This is a genomic window from Bradyrhizobium sp. 139 (genome assembly GCF_023074175.1).
Lineage (GTDB): Bacteria > Pseudomonadota > Alphaproteobacteria > Rhizobiales > Xanthobacteraceae > Bradyrhizobium.
In genome coordinates this window covers 19566-37508 of record NZ_JADPKS010000080.1, presented here as the reverse complement: position 1 = coordinate 37508, position 17943 = coordinate 19566, and the positions used below count along the sequence as shown (strand labels likewise).

At 64.7% G+C, this 17943-nt stretch carries 19 protein-coding genes and 1 pseudogene; 6 read left to right on the top strand and 14 right to left on the bottom strand.

What is annotated here, in order from left to right; translation table 11 throughout:
• Positions 1-62: 62 nt before the first annotated feature.
• Both IVA80_RS19655 and IVA80_RS19650 read right to left on the bottom strand, forming a co-directional pair.
• Positions 63-563 carry a cupin domain-containing protein gene (locus IVA80_RS19655; protein ID WP_247433872.1) on the bottom strand — a complete coding sequence of 167 codons (501 nt, stop codon included), beginning with the start codon at positions 561-563 and terminating at the stop codon, positions 63-65.
• Positions 564-594: 31 nt separating this feature from the next.
• A complete protein-coding gene (locus IVA80_RS19650) occupies positions 595-1074 on the bottom strand; it encodes a carboxymuconolactone decarboxylase family protein (RefSeq protein ID WP_247433867.1) in 480 nt (159 codons plus the stop codon).
• A gap of 54 nt (positions 1075-1128) precedes the next feature.
• On the opposite strand from IVA80_RS19650, the gene IVA80_RS19645 reads away from it, so the two are divergent.
• Complete coding sequence (locus tag IVA80_RS19645; RefSeq protein ID WP_247433864.1) at positions 1129-1659, top strand: MarR family winged helix-turn-helix transcriptional regulator; 531 nt, start codon at positions 1129-1131, stop codon at positions 1657-1659.
• Between the two features lie 3 nt (positions 1660-1662).
• Here the strand turns inward: IVA80_RS19645 and IVA80_RS19640 are convergent.
• From IVA80_RS19640 to IVA80_RS19630, 3 genes and pseudogenes are all read right to left on the bottom strand, one after another.
• A pseudogene (locus IVA80_RS19640) lies at positions 1663-1846 on the bottom strand (hypothetical protein).
• 83 nt (positions 1847-1929) lie between these two features.
• A complete protein-coding gene (locus tag IVA80_RS19635; RefSeq protein ID WP_247433861.1) occupies positions 1930-2181 on the bottom strand; it encodes a hypothetical protein in 252 nt (83 codons plus the stop codon).
• Between the two features lie 69 nt (positions 2182-2250).
• A complete protein-coding gene (locus IVA80_RS19630; protein WP_247433858.1) occupies positions 2251-2511 on the bottom strand; it encodes a hypothetical protein in 261 nt (86 codons plus the stop codon).
• A gap of 137 nt (positions 2512-2648) precedes the next feature.
• Between IVA80_RS19630 and IVA80_RS19625 the strand changes: the two genes are divergently transcribed.
• Complete coding sequence (locus IVA80_RS19625; protein WP_247433855.1) at positions 2649-3878, top strand: lytic murein transglycosylase; 1230 nt, start codon at positions 2649-2651, stop codon at positions 3876-3878.
• Between the two features lie 7 nt (positions 3879-3885).
• On the opposite strand, the gene IVA80_RS19620 is transcribed toward IVA80_RS19625, so the two are convergent.
• From IVA80_RS19620 to recJ, 3 genes are all read right to left on the bottom strand, one after another.
• Entirely contained in the window at positions 3886-4683 is a 798-nt protein-coding gene (locus IVA80_RS19620) for an aldolase (protein ID WP_247433852.1), read from the bottom strand.
• A 95-nt stretch (positions 4684-4778) separates the two neighbouring features.
• Positions 4779-5588 (bottom strand): glucose 1-dehydrogenase, encoded by an 810-nt coding sequence (locus IVA80_RS19615; RefSeq protein WP_247433849.1) that lies wholly within the window; start codon positions 5586-5588, stop codon positions 4779-4781.
• A gap of 109 nt (positions 5589-5697) precedes the next feature.
• Positions 5698-7539 (bottom strand): single-stranded-DNA-specific exonuclease RecJ, encoded by a 1842-nt coding sequence (gene recJ, locus IVA80_RS19610; protein WP_247433846.1) that lies wholly within the window; start codon positions 7537-7539, stop codon positions 5698-5700.
• A gap of 285 nt (positions 7540-7824) precedes the next feature.
• On the opposite strand from recJ, the gene IVA80_RS19605 reads away from it, so the two are divergent.
• Complete coding sequence (locus tag IVA80_RS19605; protein ID WP_247433843.1) at positions 7825-8907, top strand: methyl-accepting chemotaxis protein; 1083 nt, start codon at positions 7825-7827, stop codon at positions 8905-8907.
• 185 nt (positions 8908-9092) lie between these two features.
• On the opposite strand, the gene IVA80_RS19600 is transcribed toward IVA80_RS19605, so the two are convergent.
• Positions 9093-9590 carry a cupin domain-containing protein gene (locus tag IVA80_RS19600; RefSeq protein WP_247433840.1) on the bottom strand — a complete coding sequence of 166 codons (498 nt, stop codon included), beginning with the start codon at positions 9588-9590 and terminating at the stop codon, positions 9093-9095.
• A gap of 252 nt (positions 9591-9842) precedes the next feature.
• On the opposite strand from IVA80_RS19600, the gene IVA80_RS19595 reads away from it, so the two are divergent.
• The 3 genes from IVA80_RS19595 to IVA80_RS19585 all read left to right on the top strand — a co-directional run bounded on the left by IVA80_RS19595 (position 9843) and on the right by IVA80_RS19585 (position 12525).
• Positions 9843-11144, top strand: coding sequence for an adenylate/guanylate cyclase domain-containing protein (locus IVA80_RS19595; RefSeq protein ID WP_247433837.1), 1302 nt, complete (start codon positions 9843-9845; stop codon positions 11142-11144).
• 170 nt (positions 11145-11314) lie between these two features.
• Positions 11315-12058 (top strand): SDR family oxidoreductase, encoded by a 744-nt coding sequence (locus IVA80_RS19590; RefSeq protein WP_247433834.1) that lies wholly within the window; start codon positions 11315-11317, stop codon positions 12056-12058.
• A 50-nt stretch (positions 12059-12108) separates the two neighbouring features.
• On the top strand, positions 12109-12525 hold the full coding sequence (locus tag IVA80_RS19585; protein WP_247433831.1) for a cupin domain-containing protein: 417 nt from the start codon (positions 12109-12111) through the stop codon (positions 12523-12525).
• A 7-nt stretch (positions 12526-12532) separates the two neighbouring features.
• Here IVA80_RS19585 and IVA80_RS19580 read toward each other — a convergent pair whose 3' ends face one another.
• The 5 genes from IVA80_RS19580 to IVA80_RS19560 all read right to left on the bottom strand — a co-directional run bounded on the left by IVA80_RS19580 (position 12533) and on the right by IVA80_RS19560 (position 17940).
• Positions 12533-13537 (bottom strand): 4-hydroxythreonine-4-phosphate dehydrogenase PdxA, encoded by a 1005-nt coding sequence (locus IVA80_RS19580; protein ID WP_247433829.1) that lies wholly within the window; start codon positions 13535-13537, stop codon positions 12533-12535.
• A complete protein-coding gene (locus IVA80_RS19575; protein ID WP_247433824.1) occupies positions 13534-15072 on the bottom strand; it encodes a tripartite tricarboxylate transporter permease in 1539 nt (512 codons plus the stop codon). The genes IVA80_RS19580 and IVA80_RS19575 overlap by 4 nt, the downstream gene beginning before the upstream one ends.
• A 10-nt stretch (positions 15073-15082) precedes the next feature.
• Positions 15083-15565 carry a tripartite tricarboxylate transporter TctB family protein gene (locus IVA80_RS19570; protein WP_247433821.1) on the bottom strand — a complete coding sequence of 161 codons (483 nt, stop codon included), beginning with the start codon at positions 15563-15565 and terminating at the stop codon, positions 15083-15085.
• Between the two features lie 55 nt (positions 15566-15620).
• Positions 15621-16613, bottom strand: a complete 993-nt coding sequence (locus IVA80_RS19565; RefSeq protein WP_247433818.1) for a tripartite tricarboxylate transporter substrate binding protein — start codon at positions 16611-16613, stop codon at positions 15621-15623.
• A 67-nt stretch (positions 16614-16680) separates the two neighbouring features.
• Positions 16681-17940 carry a CoA transferase gene (locus tag IVA80_RS19560; protein ID WP_247433814.1) on the bottom strand — a complete coding sequence of 420 codons (1260 nt, stop codon included), beginning with the start codon at positions 17938-17940 and terminating at the stop codon, positions 16681-16683.
• Positions 17941-17943: the final 3 nt, after the last annotated feature.

Below are 17943 nucleotides of genomic sequence, written 5' to 3'. Positions count from 1 at the left end.
CGGGATTCCAGCGAAGGGTTCCCGGGTATGCTGCGTTCACCCGTGATACGAGTTCCCGCTGACTACTCCAGATAAGTCGTGAGCTGCGCACCCTCGTCCGCGACGAACACCGCGATCAATTCCGCGGGCTCCGTGGTGCTGGCATTGGCCGAGACCAGATGCGTCGCGCCCGGGGGCTCGAAGAAGGACCGGCCGACGCCGAACGTCTCGACCGGGCCGCCGCCGAGTTGGGAGCGGACCTCGCCTTTGGTGATGTAGGCGGTCACCGAGCCAGCGTGGCGATGCGGTCGCGAGAATCCGCTGGGACCGTAGAACACTCGCACGATCGTCACGCGCTTGCCCGGCACGTTCGGCAATGCGTAGGAACCGATCGGCTCGACCTTGTCGAGCGGCGAACTCTCTGCGGCTGTCGCGCAGAGCGGCGCCAACGCGCCGGATACGGTGTCCATCGTCACCGGCGCCACTTTGCCGATCGCAAGCGCGCAGGCAAGCCCGACAACGGCCAGCGCCATCGAGCGCGATGGCACCGGCTGCTGCGTGGTGGCCATACTCATTGCAGTCATGACAATCTCCCCTAGTTGCAATCAGTTTCAATCAGGACGCCGCGGCATTCGCTGCGGCCGGCCGCTTCGCCGGAGTCCAGCGATACGCGGCGCCAAAACGGTTCCAGACATTGATCGAGGCGACCGCCGAGGTCAGGTACATCAGCTCGGTCTCGGAGAATTCGCGGGAAGCCTCCGCATAGACCTCCTCACTGACGCCATCGGGCAGAAACGTCAGCGCCTCGGCCCAAGCCAGCGCGGCACGCTCGCGCGCGGAAAAGACCGGCGCCTCGCGCCAGACCGCGACCAAATTCAGCTTGTCCACGGGAACGCCGATGCGCTCCGAGAGCAGGATGTGATGCTGAACGCAGAAGGCGCAGCCGTTGATCTGCGAGACGCGCAGCTTGATCAGCTCGAGGAGCTGCTTGTCGAGGCCCGCCTTGGCCGCCACCTGGCCGAGCGCCAGCACCAGCTCGTAGGCATCGGGCGCGATCTTCTTGAAATCCTCGTATTCGCTGCGGGCGTGTGACATTGCCGTTTCACCTCGTGTATTGTAAGACAACTTATATCTTATAAGAGCTCTTACATGACGCGCAAGACCACTGCCATCACGAAATCGAAGGCCTCACGGCAGACGACCGCGCCTGCCGAAGACGTTGCCGTTCGAGTGCCCGCGCCGGGAGAAGGCAAGCGCGGCGAGCAAGGTTATCTCGGCTATCTGCTGCGACAGGCCCATGCCGCGGTCCGCCTAACGATGGAACGGACGCTCGCCGACCTCCGCGTAACGTCGCCGCAATTTGCCGTGCTGACCATGCTGAACGCCTATCCGGGTCTGTCGGGCGCGGACGTCGCCCGGCTCACCTTCCTGACCCCGCAGACGGTCGGCGTGATCATTCGCAACCTCGATCGCGACGGTGCGATCGTGATGACGCCTCATCCGGTCCATGGCCGGATCCAGCAATGGACGCTGACGCCGCGGGGAACGACGCTGTTGAGGGCATGCCGGGAGCGCGTGATCGCGCTGGAGAAGCGCCTTGCCGCAGGTCTGGACGCTAAGACAGAAACCGCGATCCGGCGCTGGCTCGCCGGCATCGCCGCTGATTTGCAGGGGGACTAACCTCTAGTCGCCGCCGCCTCCGTCACCACCGCAGCCGCCGTCGCCTCCATCGGCATCCGTCGCTGACGGCACAGTCGCCCTGAATGCCGCGGCCAAAGTTCTCGACGATGATCATCAGGATCACGACAAACAGCCCGGCGCCGAACGGCCAGGGATTGGTACAGATGATGTCGAACAGCTCCCGCATGCGCGCATTCTGCGCAGACGGACACGAACCGACCGTAAAGCGACAGCCTTCAAATTGGGATATCCGGGCAAGCGCAAAGACGCTTAGCCGTCCTTCAACGCTTTCTTAACCTCGCCGTCGGGCCAAGCTTCGCCCGCCGCGATCACGCGCACGCGGCTCTGATCGGCGGCATTCACCAGCACATGCGAACTCATCCGATCAGCACTCCGCTCGAGACGCAAATCGGTTTCGGGCTTCCAGCTCAACGTGGTTGCGAGATCGCCCGGATAGATCTGCCATTGCGATCCGTCGTCGAGTTCGACGACATGGCTCTCCGCATGTGCGCGTATCTTCATTCCACCCCGAATTCTCGATGAACAGGCTTGGTGCGGAAGGCGGGCCCCGGCCAGCCGGGACCCGCTCCGTCAGTCGTTATCGTGATGAATTTCGGTCTTGCTGCGGTTGCCGAATTCATCTTCCTTCTTGATCACCGTCGTGCGGTCGGCAGGCTCGCGCTCCTTGATGACCGTGGTGCGGTCGCGATCGCGGTCCCGCTCACGATAGTCGTGGGACTGTCCGACCGTCACGCCGGCGCCGCCCGGGCCGACGTGAACACCGACTTCGTCGGCGAATGCAGGAGCCACGATGGCGGCGACCGTGGCAGCGGCAAACAGATATTTTTTCATCTTCTCATCCTCCAACGTGGTGCGAGGGGAATGCCGGAGCGCGACAGTTTGTTCCGGGGAATGCGGGGCCGATGGGCCTGTTCCTCCTGTTTCAGGAACCGACTCGCAGGGACCATGTTTCCCGCTAGAATGGGTCCATGAAACAAGCTGATTCCTCTGCCGATCACAGCCGCCGCGCCCTGCTTCGATCCACGCTTGGCGCAGCCGCGCTCATCACATTCCCGACGCACCTCCTCGCCGCGCCACCGGGCTTCGACAAATGGCGCGAGGGTTTTCGCGCACGCGCAATGGCGAAAGGCATTTCGGCCGCGACATGGCAGCGCGCGATGGCGCGGGTCGAGCCCGACATGAGCGTGTTCAAGCAGATGCGCAACCAGCCCGAATTCCACGAGCAGGTCTGGCAATACATCAACCGCCGCGTCTCGGACTGGCGTATCATCAACGGCAAGATCGCGCTCAAGAACAACGAGGCGCTGCTTGCGCGCATCGAGCGCGATTTCGGCGTCGAGCGCGGCACGCTGCTGGCGCTGTGGGGCGTGGAGTCCGCCTATGGCGATCCGCTGGTGCAGCAGAACCACATGACGCCGGTATTCCCCTCGCTCGCCGCGCTCGCCTGGAACGAGCCGCGCCGAAAAGCCTATTGGGAGACCGAACTGATCAACGCGCTGCGCATCGTCGACAAGGGCTGGAGCACGCCGGAGCAGATGCAGGGATCCTGGGCCGGCGCAATGGGGCATTCGCAATGGATGCCGGAGGTCTGGCTCAATGTCGGCATCGACTATGACGGCGACGGCAAGGTCTCCCCGTTCGGCAAGCCCGACGATGCCCTGGGCTCGACGGCAAAGTACCTGGTCAATCGCGGCAAGTGGCATCGCGGCGAGCACTGGGGCTATGAGGTGCGCGCGTCCGGCGACATAAACGGCAGCCGCACCTACGCCGCCTGGGCATCAGCGGGCGTCATCCGCGCCGACGGCCAGCCATTTCCGCAACCGAATGCATCCGCGCAGATGTGGACGCCGGTCGCGGGCGGACCGACATTCCTGCTGGGACCGAATTTTTACTCGGTCAAGAGCTACAATCCCTCGATGAACTATGCGCTGGCGATCTGCCATCTCGGCGACCGCTGCCTCGGCGCGCCGCCCTTCATCCAGCCCTTCCCCGGCTCCGAACGCGCGCTCACGCTCGCCGAGGTGCAGGAGATGCAGACGCGGCTGACCAAGGCCGGTTTCGACACCGGCGGCACCGACGGCCGTGTCGGCAACGATACGATGAAGGCGATCAAGGATTTTCAGCAGAAGGCCGGGATCACCCCTGCGGACGGCTATGGCGGGCTGAAGGTGCTGGCCAAGCTGCGGCAGGGATCGTAAGGCAGGCTCAGTGCCGGTACTGCGGCTCCTCGGCATCCAGCTGACGCCGGATCGCTGCGAGATGCAGCCGCGCGGATTCGGAATCGCCGTCGCGCATCTGCTTGTAGGTTTCGGCCGCAATGGCGGCATCGACCGGCAGCACCTTGCGTCCAGTCGACATTGCCAGCACCTGCACCTCGGCGGCACGCTCGAGGTAGTAAAGATCGTCCCAGGCCTCTGCAATGGTCGGGGCCAGCACCATGACGCCATGGTGCTTCATGAAGACGATGTCCGCATCGCCCACAGCGGAGGCGATGCGCGCGCCTTCGCGGTCGTCGAGCGCGAGGCCGTTGTAGTCGCGATCGACCGCCGTACGACCATAAAACTTCAGGGCGGTCTGGCCGGCCCAGATCAGGGGATCGCCCTCGGTCATCGACAGCGCCGTGGCATAGGGCATGTGGGTGTGGAAGGCGACCTTCGCGCGCGGCAGGCGCTTGTGCATCTCGGCATGGATGTAGAATGCAGTCGCCTCGGGCACGCCCTCGCCGTCGAGCACGTTGCCGTGGAAATCGCAGATCAGGAGCTTCGAGGCCGTCAGCTCGCGGAAGGCGTAGCCATAAGGGTTGACCAGGAAGAGATCGTCATGGCCCGGCACCACGGCCGAGAAGTGGTTGCAGATGCCCTCTTCAAAACCGTTGCGCGCGGCCATGCGGAAACAGGCTGCAAGGTCCTCGCGCGCGGTGCGGATCGCATCGCTGGCGAGATCCGGACGGTTCGAGCGGACGGGCTCAGGCGCGCAAGAAGACGAATGAAGGCTGTGCGCCATGGCAAAGAAAACCTCTGTCGGTCGGAATTCCTCGCGTTGTACAGGGGCAGTGCCGGCGCGTCAGCCCCTGCAAGCGCCGCCCTGCCCTGCGCGCCTTAGGCTCGCCGCGGCACGCCGCCGGCGTTCATGCCGCCATCGATGACGAGCTCGCTGCCGGTGACGTAGCGCGAAGCATCCGAGGCCAGATACAGGACGCCGCTGGCGATCTCTGCAGCGTGGCCGGCACGGCCAAGCGGGGTAACGATCCGGGCGCGTTCCTCCGGATCAATCGGCGCGTTGCCCTGGTTTCCGGTCGCGCCCGTCGGGATCTTGCCCCAGATCGGCGTGTCGATGATGCCGGGATGAACGGAGTTGACGCGGATACCGTCAGCAGCAGCCGCGCATTCCATCGCGATCGACTTTGCGAACAGCCGCACGCCGCCCTTGGTCGCCGAATAGGCCGACAGCCCCGGCGAGCCACGCAGGCCCGCGAGCGAGGACATCATGACGATCGAACCGCCCCCGGACTTGCGCATTAAAGGCAGGCAGTGCTTGACGGAAAGAAACACGCCGTCAAGGTTGATCGCGCTCTGCCTGCGCCAGTCACCGAGCGTCATGTCGACGATCGAGGGCACGGCGATGCCGATGCCGGCATTGGAGACGAGAATGTCGAGCCGGCCATGGCGCTTCGCGATGTCGGCTGCGATCTCGATCCAGCGTTCCTCGCTGGTGACATCCTGTTCCAGGAAGATCGCCTTGCCGCCGGCCCCGGTGATGCGCTTTGCGAGTTCGGGACCTCTGAGCTCGTCGATGTCGGTGGCAACGACAGTCGCGCCCTCGCGCGCGAACAGCTCGACGATCGCTTCGCCGATGCCCGAGGCGCCGCCTGTCACCAGCGCGACCTTGCCCTGAACCTGTCCTGCCATGTTTCACTCCTTTTTTTGTTGTTTGCGGCGATCTATTTTTGCGCATGGTCTTGTCGGAAAACCGCTTCGCATTTTGCGCTAGCGCGGCCCTTCGGGTCCGGATCATGCGTTACCTAATCATGGATGGCCCCCTGTCCGGTAGCGCGACGTCGACGACGCGGAATTGCACGCGTTCGGCGCCCTGGTAGCGGTCGACCGACAATGATCCCGCGACATGCAATTGCTGGCCGCGATTGGCGAGGAGCGCGTTGCCGAGCTTCTGGCCGACCGAACGGAACGCAATGCCGTTGACGATGGCGCCGTCGCCCGACTTGAAACGCAGGCGCAGATGCGCCTGGCCGACCTCGTCGGCATAGACGAGCTGGTGCGCCGGCAACGCCAGCATGGCTTCCGGATTGCCGCTCCCGAAGGGGCCTGCGCGGTTGAGCGTGGACGCAAGCTCCGGCGTCACCGCGCGCGCGGAGACGGCGCCGTCGATATAAAGCTCGTTGACGTGGCGCGCCTCGGCAACATCGCGCGCCAGCGCATTTTCGAGATAGGCGCGGAATTCGGCGAGCTTCTCCTTCCGCAAGGTCACGCCAGCGGCCATCGCGTGGCCACCGCCTTTCAGCAAAATGCCGTCGGTCACGGCCTGCCGCACCGCCTTGCCGAGATCGACGCCGGCGATGGAGCGACCCGAGCCGGTGCCGATGCCGCCGGGCTCCAGCGCGATCGCAAAGGCGGGCCGCGAAAACTTCTCCTTCAGCCGGGATGCGACGAGGCCGACCACGCCGGGATGCCAGCCTTCGGAGGCCGTGACGATGACGCCGAGCTTGTCCTCCAGCCCGATCGAGGCGAGCGCTTCGGCTTCGGCCTGCGCTTCGGCTGCCTGCTCGATGACGCGGCGCTCGCTGTTGAGGCGATCGAGCTCGGCGGCGATCCGCGCCGCCTCGACACTGTCGCCTTCCAGCAGCAGCCGCACGCCGAGATCGGCGCGGCCGATGCGGCCGCCGGCATTGACGCGCGGCCCCAGCATGAATCCGAGATGCCAGGCCTCCGGCGGGCCATTGAGCCGCGCCACGTCCATCAGGGCGGTATGGCCGACATGGTCACGGCGCCGCAACGCGATCAGCCCTTTTGCGACGAAAGCGCGATTGAGACCGATCAACGGCGCGACATCCGCAACCGTGCCGAGCGCGACGTGATGCAGCATGCCGAGTAGATCGGGCTCGGGCATCTCGCTGGTCCAGAAGCCGCGCTGGCGCAGTTCGCGGTTGACCGCGACCAGCGTCACCAGCACGAGGCCGACAGCGGCGAGATGGCCGAGGCCGGAGAGATCGTCGAGCCGGTTCGGATTGACCAGCGCATCGACCTCCGGCAGCTCCGTGCTGGCCTGATGATGATCGATCACGACGACGGACATGCCGAGGCGCTTGGCTTCGGCGAGCGGCTCGATGCTGGTGGTGCCGCAATCGACGGTGACGAGCAGCGTCGCCCCCTTTGCCACCAACCCGCGAACCGCTTCGACGTTGGGGCCGTAACCTTCAAAGATGCGATCGGGAATGTGGATCAGCGGGTCGAGCCCGCAATGGCGCAGGTGCCAGGCGAGCAGCGCGGACGAGGTGGCGCCGTCGACGTCGTAATCACCGAAGATCGCGACCTTCTCTCCCTTCGCTGCCGCATCAGCGATTCGCCTTGCGGCGGCCTCCATCTCCGTCACCGTGAACGGATCCGGCAGCAGCTTGCGGATGGTCGGATCGAGGAAGTCGGTGACCCCATCGATGTCAACGCCCCGGCCTGCCAGCACCCGCGCCAGCAGCTCCGGCAATTGGTGCCGCTGCACGATGGCAAGCGCCTTGGCCGCCCCGCGCGCGTCCAGCCGGTCGCGCCAGAGCTTGTCGGTGAGCGAGCGCGCCACGCCCAGGAACGCCTGGGGCACTTCGACGGGCAAGGCGGTGGCGGGCGGCGTCATGATTCGAGGGACTGCTGTTGGAACTCGGGGCCCGGACCGTCACGCAGGCATCCGGCTGCCCACTTAAGGGGATTGGCCGGGAATCCCTCGGGATTTGCAACGGCAAGCGGACACAAAGCGGTGGATGGCCGCTCTACAGGCCGGATTGACTATCATTTAGGCATTCCGCGAAACGGCAAATTAAGCAGGCGTTAGGCGGAATCTTCGAAAAATACTCGTATTCGATCTGCGATCTGTTGTTCGGGCCGGTTGCAGATCAGACCTCATTGCCAAGGGAAGTCCCCGATGTCTGCTGCGCTGGGTCTGAAGGCCAAGCCGATCGCGAACGGAACCACCGAGCCCGACGATGATTCCGATATCTCCGCGCTGATCAATCGCCTGACCGCGGAGGTCAACCAGATCGCGGTCGACAAGACCAAGGCGATCCAGCAGATCACCAATCAGATGAAGATGCTGGCGCTGAACGCGCTGATCGAGAGTTCGCGCGCCGGCGCCCAAGGCGCGGGCTTCGCCGTGGTGGCGCAGGAAGTGCGCGGCGTCGGCCAGCAGGTCGAGACCATCGCCCGCGAGCTCGAAACCCAGCTGACGAAACGCACCGGCGATCTGGTCTCCTCGATCGACCGCATGAGCCAGCGCTCGCGCGGCGAGCGCATGGTCGATTTGTCGCTCAATGCGGTCGAGCTGATCGACCGCAACCTCTATGAGCGCACCTGCGACGTGCGCTGGTGGGCAACCGATTCCGCCGTGGTCGATTGCGCGGCCTCCCCTGCATCGGCGACAGTCAATTATGCCTCGCAGCGGCTCGGCGTGATTCTCGGAGCCTACACCGTCTATCTCGACCTCTGGCTCTGCGACCTCGACGGCAACGTCATCGCCAGCGGTCGCGCCGACCGCTTTCGGGTGATCGGCCAGAACGTCGCCCACACAAAGTGGTTTCGAGAGGCGAAGGGGCTGCGCTCCGGCGACGACTATGTCGCCGGCGACGTCGAGAACCAGCCGCTGCTCGGCAACGCGCAGGTCGCGACCTATTGCGCCAGCGTCCGCGCCGGCGGCCAGGCCAACGGCGCGCCGATCGGCGTACTCGCCATCCATTTCGACTGGGAGGCGCAGGCCCGCGCCATCGTGCAAGGCGTGCGCGTCGGCGACAGCGACAAGGCTCGCGTGCTGCTGGTCGACTCGAATCTCCGCGTTATCGCGGCTTCCGACGGCCAGGGCATCCTCAGCGAGCGCATCTCGCTCGCGCTGAACGGCCAGCGCTCCGGCTTCTATCACGACCGCACCGGCGCGCTGGTCGCCTTCCATGCGACGCCGGGCTACGAGACCTATCGGGGGCTCGGCTGGTACGGTGTGATCGTCTGCGGGGTATAGGCCCGGACCGGAAGGCGCGCCTCGCAGCTCTGGCTCAAAAATTCTGGAAAACAACCCCATGCAAAGTAGCCTGAGGTTGCCGGCATGATGCGTGCTCGCGCTACGTAAGCGATTGACACATCGGGCAAAACAGCGGCAACGGAGCATCGTTCACGAAGTCGGACGATCATGGCGCCTTTATCGGCTCAAGCGGCCGAAGAATGGATCACGACACCATGCTGCCCGGCGATCGTTGCAATGGCCAGGACGGAGGGCATGCCTTCGCTGCGTCGTCCAAGCTCGTCGAAGGCAGCAAACATGTGATCGAGACCGGCGCCCGGCATCGCGAACACCAGGAGGCGCGCCGTATCCGTGCCGACGTTACGATAGCCGTGACGCCGATGGCGTGGAGCGAAAAGAAATGCACCGGTACCGAGACGCAGCGGACCGGCAGCACCTTCGACGTCCATCACCACCTCGCCGCTGAGCACATAGAATGCCTCGTCTTCGCGGCTGTGCGTGTGCGCCGGCGCACCGCGGCCCGGCGGCACGATCGATTCCCACACGGAGAATTGTTGGCCGGTATCGCTCGCCATCGCCTTGTAGCTATGCGTCACACCGAGCACGTCGAGCGTGGGTCCGCTCCCCGGCGCCCGGAACAGCGCGCTCAATGACGGACCATTGCGGCCTGCATCGCTGCTCATGGCGGTTCCCTCCAAGGATCGGTTGCGATGCGCTTGTCTCCCAGCGAAACCGAACCCTCCCGGCGCCATAACGTTCCACGCCCGAAACGGGCTTCGCTGACCCAGGGGTCGCGCAGCGGTGGAACCGGTGTGCCACCTGCTGGAACAGCACTTGTCGCACCTCCAGCGCTTCCCAAATGAACGGAATGGTCGCACCGCTTGGTTTTCCGGAAAGCGGGAGGCCGTCTTAGGATCTCCTCCGCGGAGACCAACATGCCGTCACCGGCGCCCACAAACGAAACAGAACGGCTCGCCGCCCTACGCGCGCTCGACATCATCGACAGTGCGCCTGAAGCCGCTTACGACGAAATTGCCGAGCTTGCGGCGCAACTTTGCGGCTGCCCGGTTTCCTATATCAGCTTTATCGATGACGACCGGCGCTGGCTCAAGGCGAGATATGGTCTGCCGGCCGACGTCACCGACGCGCCACGCGAGAGCGCTGTCTGCGCGACGACGATTTGCGGCGCCGAACTGCTCGTCATTCCCGACCTGAAACAGGATCCGCGATTTCGGAACAGTCCGATGGTCGCGCTCAGGCCATCCTGCCGGTTCTATTGCGGCATGCCGCTGATTACCGATGAAGGCTATGCGCTCGGAACGCTCTGTGTGATGGACTTCGAGCCGCGGGAGCTTTCCTTCCAGCAGACGGAAGCGCTGCGAATGCTGTCGCATCAGATCCTGGCGCAACTGGAGCTCCGCCGCAGACTGCTCGAGTACGGCCGGACCATCAGGGAGCTCGAGCAGGCACGACTGGATGCCGCTGCCGAGCGCGCGCGCGCCGAAGCCCTGCTGCGCAATGTCCTGCCGGCGCCGATCGCCGACGAACTCAGGCGCAGCGGCAGGGTCCAGCCCAGATATACGCGGTCGGCAACCATCCTGTTCGCGGATATCCAAGGCTTTACGCAGCTCGCCGAACGAACCGAGCCGGCCCGGCTCATCAATCTCCTCGATAAGTATTTCTCGGCGCTGGACGAAATCGGCGCCCGGTATGGTCTGGAGAAGGTCAAGACCATTGGCGACGCCTACATGGCGGTGGCCGGCGTGCTATCGCCCGACCGGCGACATTCAATCGATGTTTGCCTGGCGGCGCTGGAGATGCGCGCCCGGCTCGATCGCCTGAAGGCACAATACGAAACGGTTGGCGAACATGGCCCGGAACTGCGCATCGGCATCCATACCGGGCCCGTCATTTCGGGCGTCGTCGGCCTCCGCAGGATGACCTTCGACATCTGGGGCGATGCGGTCAACACCGCATGGTTCATGGAAGCGTACGGAGTTGCAGGACGGATCAACGTGTCTGAAACCGTGGCCGGACATGTCCACGGGCTGTTCGCGCTGGAGCCACGCGGCCCGATCGAAGCCAAGCACGAACGCGCGCATGAAATGTTCTTCCTCAATGGCTTGAAAACGGAGTATTCGCGCGACGGCGACAGCCATTTGCCGAACGACCAGTTTCTTGCCGAGTATCACCGTATCGGCGGTTCTCGGATGGCCCGGATTGACGCACGGCAATAGTCACACCGCGGCGGCTCTCTATCGAGCATTTTTCGGCAAGGCAGGCCGGTTACAGGCAAGAGCTTGCCCCGTGATCCGGGTAAGACTCGCAATGCTTTCGTGGACGTGAGAGTGCGAGTAGCGGTTGGTCTTGATCATCTCGCGTTCGCAGAATGCCAAGGAGACATGCCATGAAGATCGTCGTGATCGGCGGGACCGGATTGATTGGATCCAAGCTCGTGACGAAGCTGAGACAATACGGCCACGAGATAATGGCGGCCTCGCCGAAATCAGGCGTGAACGCCGTGACCGGGGAAGGCCTCGCTGCCGCGCTTGCGGGCGCGGACGTCGTCGTCGACGTTGCCAACGCGCCGTCCTGGGAGCCCGCCGCCGTGCTCGACTTCTTCCAGCGTTCGAGCAATAATCTCGTCGCGACAGAGGCCGCAGCAGCCGTGAAGCATCACGTGGCGCTGTCGATCGTCGGGACCGAACGGTCGCCCGACAACGCCTATTTTCGTGCCAAGCTCGCCCAGGAGACCATCATCAAGTCCGCCTCGGTCTCCTACTCGATCGTGCGCGCCACCCAGTTCTTCGAATTCCTCAGCGCCATTGCCGAAGCGGCTGCAACCGAAGGGAAGATCGTCGTTCCCTCGGCATTGTTTCAACCGATCGCGGCCGACGACGTGGTCGATCGCCTCGCGGAGATCGCAATGGGTCAGCCGCTGAACGGCACGATCGATATCGCAGGACCTGAGAAGGCCCCCTTCAATGAGTTCATCGCACGACGTCTGAGGGCGTCCGGCGACACCCGTCCGGTGACGGCAGACCCAACGGCGCCCTATTACGGCGCCCCCATCGACGACACGACGCTGAACCCGCTGGGCGAGGCGCGGCTTGGAAAAACGACGCTTGCAAAATGGCTCGCGACGGTCTGAAGGCCCGCCGGTCCTGCAATCACGATAGCCACGGCAATGAAGGAAATCCCATGCGCAGATTGTTGATCGCGACGGCGGTTTACGCCGCGTCGTTTCTGACGGCCCATGCAGCCGAGACGGCAACACCATTAGCCAAGGTGACGGTCGTGTTCGACCAGGCCCTGCCCAACGTCCCCGGCAAGAGCATGAAAGGCGTGCTGGTCGAGTACGGTCCCGCAGGATCCTCACCGGCCCACATCCACGCGCCCTCCGCCTTCATCTATGCCACGGTCCTGGAAGGAGCGATCCGCAGTCAGGTCAATGACGGCCCCGCCAGGGTCTTTCACAAGGGAGAGAATTTCTCTGAAAAGCCCGGCGACCGCCATGCCGTTAGCGCCAATGCCAGCGACACCGAGCCTGCGAAGCTGCTTGCCGTGTTCGTGGTGGATACCGCCGACAAGGAGCTGACGTCGCCTCTCCCGAAATAGCGCCAGATCACGTGAGGCGACGCCCGGCCATCTCGGCAGCGAGCAACACCGCGGCGCGGCTCGCGCCGATGGACGCGATGCCCTGCCCTGCGATGTCGTAGGCGGTGCCGTGCGCGGGGGTGCAGATCGGGAACGGGAAGCCGCCGAGCAAGGTCACACCGCGATCGAAGCCCATCAGCTTCATCGCGATCTGGCCTTGGTCGTGGTACATCGTCAGCACCGCATCGAAGGCGCCGCCTTTGGCGCGCAGGAACACGGTGTCGGCGGGAAACGGCCCCTCCGCGGCAATCCCGTCACGCTGACCGGCGGCGACCGCCGGCGCAATGACGTCGATCTCCTCGCGACCAAAATTGCCGCCATCGCCGGCGTGCGGATTGAGGCCTGCGACCGCGATGCGCGGCCGTGCAAAGCCGGCATTGCGCATGCAGGCGTCTGTCAGCTTGAGCGCGCGCAGGATACGGTCGCTGGACAATCGTCCGGCGACGTCCTTCAGCGGGATGTGCGAAGTCACGCGCGCATTCCAGAGCTCGCCGAGCACGTTGAATTCGCTGGCCGGAGTCTTGAGAGCGACGACCTCCGCGGAAAACGCGATCTCGTCGTCATAGTCGGCGCGGGCCAGCCGCATCGCCTGCTTGTTGAACGGCGTGAAGCAGACGGCAGCGACGCGGCGGTCGCGCGCGAGTTCGAGCGCGTGCCGGTAGTTGGCCAGCGCGAACCTGCCGCCGGCAAGGCTCGCAGTGCCCCGCTCGACCTCGGCGGGATCGAGATGGCCGAGATCGACGAACAGCGCCTCTCCGTCCGCCGCGCGAAGGTCGGTTTCGGGCTTCACCATCTTCAACTCCGGCGTCACGCCGGCAACGCGCGCGCCTTCGTCGAAGATGCGGCGGTCACCGATCACGACGATCCGGCCGCGGGTGCCGATGTCGTCCTGCGCCACGAGTTTCGCCGTCAGTTCCGGGCTGATTCCGGCGGGATCTCCCATCGCCAATGCAATGAGGGGCTTTGCGGTCATATGATCACCTTTTCCTGGGCCGTCGTCTCGGACGTTGGGGATGCGGGCTTGCGCCCGAGGCGCGCGAGTTGCAGCACAAGCGGAAGCAGCACCAGCGCGATGCCGGCCACGATCAGGCACGTCACCAGCTTGTTCGCAAAGAAGATCCCGAGCGATCCCTTGGACATCAGCATCGATTGTCGGAACGCATCCTCGGCCTTGTCGCCGATGACGATCGCGAGCACGAGCGGCGCCAGCGGATAGAACAGCTTCTTGAAGAGATAGCCGACGATGCCGAAGCCGAGCATCATGACCACGTCGAGATAGGAATTCGACACCGAATAGGCGCCGACGACGCAGATGATCACAATCAGCGGCGCGATGATCACGAACGGAATTCGCATCAGGGCGGCAAACACCGGCACGGTCAGCAGCACCAGCACGACGGCGACGATGTTGCCGACATACATCGAGGCGATCAGGCCCCACACAAAGTCCTTCTGGTCGACGAACAGCATCGGCCCGGGATTGAGGCCCCAGATCATCAGCCCGCCCATCATGACGGCCGCGGTGGCCGAGCCGGGAATGCCGAGGGAGAGCATCGGCAGCAAAGCGCTGGTGCCGGCGGCGTGATCGGCGGTCTCCGGGGAGATGATGCCCTCGACCTCCCCGGTGCCGAAGTATCGGCCGCGGCGCGAGAAGCGCCGGGCGATGCCATAGCTCATGAAGGATGCCGCTGTCGGGCCGCCCGGCGTGATCCCCATCCAGCACCCGATCGCGGCGCTCCGCAGCAGCGCAACGCTATGCCGCGGCAGGCGGCCGACCGCGCGAAACACCTCGCGCCAGTCGATCTTCGATGATACAGCGCGGGCGTGAAACTCCTCCTCGACCGCAACCAGGAGCTCGCCGATACCGAACAGGCCCATCACCGCGACCACGAAATTGACGCCCTTGACCAGTTCGTCGACGCCCATGGTGAGGCGAACACTGCCAGACACCGTGTCGATGCCGATGGCGGCGATCGCAAAGCCGATCGCCAACGCCACGACCGTCTTGATCGGCGCCGCGCCGCCCATGCCGACGAAGCTCGCAAAGGCCAGGAAATAGACCGCAAAATATTCCGCCGGCCCGAAGGCGAGCGCGACCTGCGCCACCCACGACGCCAGGAAGGTGATCAGGATGACGCCGATCAGCGCGCCGAACGCCGCCGAGCCAAAGGCGGTGGCGAGCGCCGTCGTCGGCCGGCCGTCGCGCGCCATCGGATAACCGTCGAAGGTGGTCGCGACCGACGACGGCTCGCCCGGAATGTTGAACAGGATCGAGGTCACGGAGCCGCCGAACAGCGCCCCCCAATACATGCTGGAGAGCAGGATGATCGCCGACACCGGCTGCATACCGAACGTCAACGGCAACAGCAGCGACACCCCATTCGGCGCGCCCAGCCCCGGCAGCACGCCGACGAGGATACCGAGCAGCACGCCCACCACCATCAGCGCCAGATGCGGCACCGTGATCGCGATGGTGAAGCCGTGCAGCAGTTCCTGGAAATTGTCCATCGGCCTCTCCTCAGAACCCGAACGCGGCGGCGAGCGCGCCGTGTGGCAGCGACACCTGGAACATGCGCTCGAAAACGAAATAGAGCGCGAGCGCTGTTGCAGCCGCCGTAGCGAGCGAACGAAGCACGGATTGATGCATCGGGATCGCGAGCACGGCGAAAATGTAGAGGGCCGCGGCGAGATACATCCCGAGCAGCGGGATTGCGGCCACGAAAATCACGGCCGGCACGAACAGACCGGCGAGCCGGCGCATCTCGGTGGGCGTAACTGCGACAGGAATGTTTGCCAGCGTCGCGACCGGCAGGATGCCCCGCACCAGATTGTAGAGGCTGCCGAGAACGATGATGATTCCGGTCAGGAACGGGAACGTCCCGGAATCCACGCCCGCACTCGACCACCCAATACCGTTGTCGAGGCTCGAGACGACAACAGCGACACCGAAGCTGCCGGTGAGAACGGCGGTCGCTAGTTCGAGAGCGCGGCGCGATATCATCAGCGGCTCCAGCCTGGCGCGAGATAACAGGAAGTCATGGCCTGGCAGCGCCGGCTCACTTGACCAGCCAGCCCTGCTCGCTCGCAACCTGCTTGAGGTGCTCGAGATCCTCCTTGATGAACTTGTCGAACTCGGCGCCGGTCAGGAATGTGTCGATCTGCGAGGACTTCTCGATGTAATCCTTCCATTCGGGCGTCGCCTGCACCTTCTTCATGAGGTCGACGTAGAACGCAGCCTGGTCCGGCGTGACCTTGCCGGGCAGCCATACCGTGCGCGGCTGCTCATATTGCGCGATATCGAGCCCCTGCTCGACACAGGTCGGAACGTCGCTCCAGCCTTCGGTCGCGGTGACCTTGGCGCCCTGCGGCAGCCGCTTCGGGCTGAAAACACACAGCGGGCGCTGCGTTCCACCGCGCCATTGCCCGAGACTTTCGCTGGGATTGTTGACGTGGGAGTCGAGGTGTCCGCCGGCGAGCTGCACGGCGGTCTCGGCGCCGCTCTTGAAGGGGATATAGGTCAGCTTGATGTGACCGGCCTTCTCGATCATGCGGGTCAGCACCTCGTCGGTGTCCTTGGACTGCGCCCCACCCATCTTGAACTCGCCCGATGCGGCCGCCTTCAGATAGTCGCCCGCCGTCTTGTAAGGCGAGTCCTGCTTGACCCAGAGCAGGAATTCATCCTGCGCCAACGCCGCGATCGGGGTGAGGTCGGTGTAGTTGAAGGCGACTTTGGAGACGAGCGGCTGCTGCCAGGCATTCGAGGTGCCGAAGATCACCTTGTAGGGATCGCCCGCGGAGGCCTTGCCATAGACATAGCCCTCCGCGCCGCTGCCGCCGGCCTTGTTAACGACGACGATCGGCTGGTCCGTCAGCTTGTACTTGGTGATGATGTTCTGCACCGCGCGGGCAATATTGTCGGTGCCGCCGCCCGGCCCGGCCGTTGCCACGAACTCGATCGGTTTTTGCGGTTGCCAGGCCGCAAGCGCCGGCATCGTGCCGGCGACCACAACCGCGGCTGCGGACAGCAGAAATGTTGACGTGCGACCCATAGTTCCCTCCAGATGATTTTGATTGTTTTGTTGGGCTTGTGTCTGTCGTGTGTCTGTCGTGGCCACGTCAGGCGACGCGTTCCTCGCGCCTCCCTGATGCCGAAACGATTGCGCCCTGCTTCTCGAAGGCCTCGATTTCCTGCTCGTTGAACCCGTGCTCGCTGAGCACCTCGCGGGTGTGCTCACCGTAGACCGGCGCGCCGGTGCGCACTTTGCCTGGGGTCTCCGAAAACTTGACGGGAAGGCCGATCGTCTTCACGGGACCGAGTGTGGAGTGCTCGACCTCGACGACCATCTCGCGTGCCAGCGTCTGTGGATCGCTCAGCGCCTCCAGCATGTCGTGCACGGGTCCGCACGGCACGCCCTTGTCGTCCAGCGCCGCGAGCCAATGCGCCCGTGACTGGGTGCGGAAGCGCGTGCTCAGGACCGCTTCGAGCTCCTTCAGGTAGGCCATGCGGTCGGCGCCGGTAACGAAGCGGGGATCGGCGGCAAGCTCGGTTGCACCGAGCGCCTCCAGCATCAACAGCCAATGCTTCTTGTTGGCGCCGCCGACCACCAGCCAGCCGTCCGAGGCCTCGAATGCCTGATAGGGCGCGTTGAGCGGATGGGCCGAGCCCATCGCGCGCGGTGCGGTACCCGCGGCCAGCGCGATCGTCGATTGCCAATAGGTCTGCACGAGGGCCGCCTCATAGAGCGAGGTCTCGACCCACTGGCCTTCACCGGTCTTGAGGCGGTGCGTATAGGCCGCGAGAATGCCCATGCTCGCGAGCAGGCCGGCCGTGATGTCGGACAGCGGCGGACCGCATTTCACAGGCGGACCATCGGGGCGTTCGCCGGTGAAGCTCATGATGCCGCTCATCGCCTGCGCGACGAGGTCAAAACCGCGGCGGTGCTTGTACGGGCCGGTGCGGCCGAAGCCCGACAGCGAGCAGTAGATCAGCATTGGATGCTGCTGGTGCAGCTCTTCATAGCCGAAGCCGAGGCGCTCCATGGCGCCCGGCGCAAAATTCTCGACCAGCACGTCGGCGTCCGCGATCAGCCGCCGCAACACCTGCTTGCCGCCGTCGGTCTTCAGATCGAGCACGATGCCGCGCTTGTTGCGGTTCATCATCAGGAAGGAGGCTGCCTCGTCACCGATCTTCGGCGGCACCGAATGGCGGGTGTCGTCGCCGTTCGGCGACTTCTCGATCTTGATGACGTCGGCGCCCATGTCGGCGAGCATCAGGGTGCAGGTCGGCCCCGCCATGACATGGGTGAGATCGACGACCTTGAGACCGGCGAGCGGTCCCAAATGGCGGGAGGTGGGTTGCGATCGATCGCTTTGCATCGG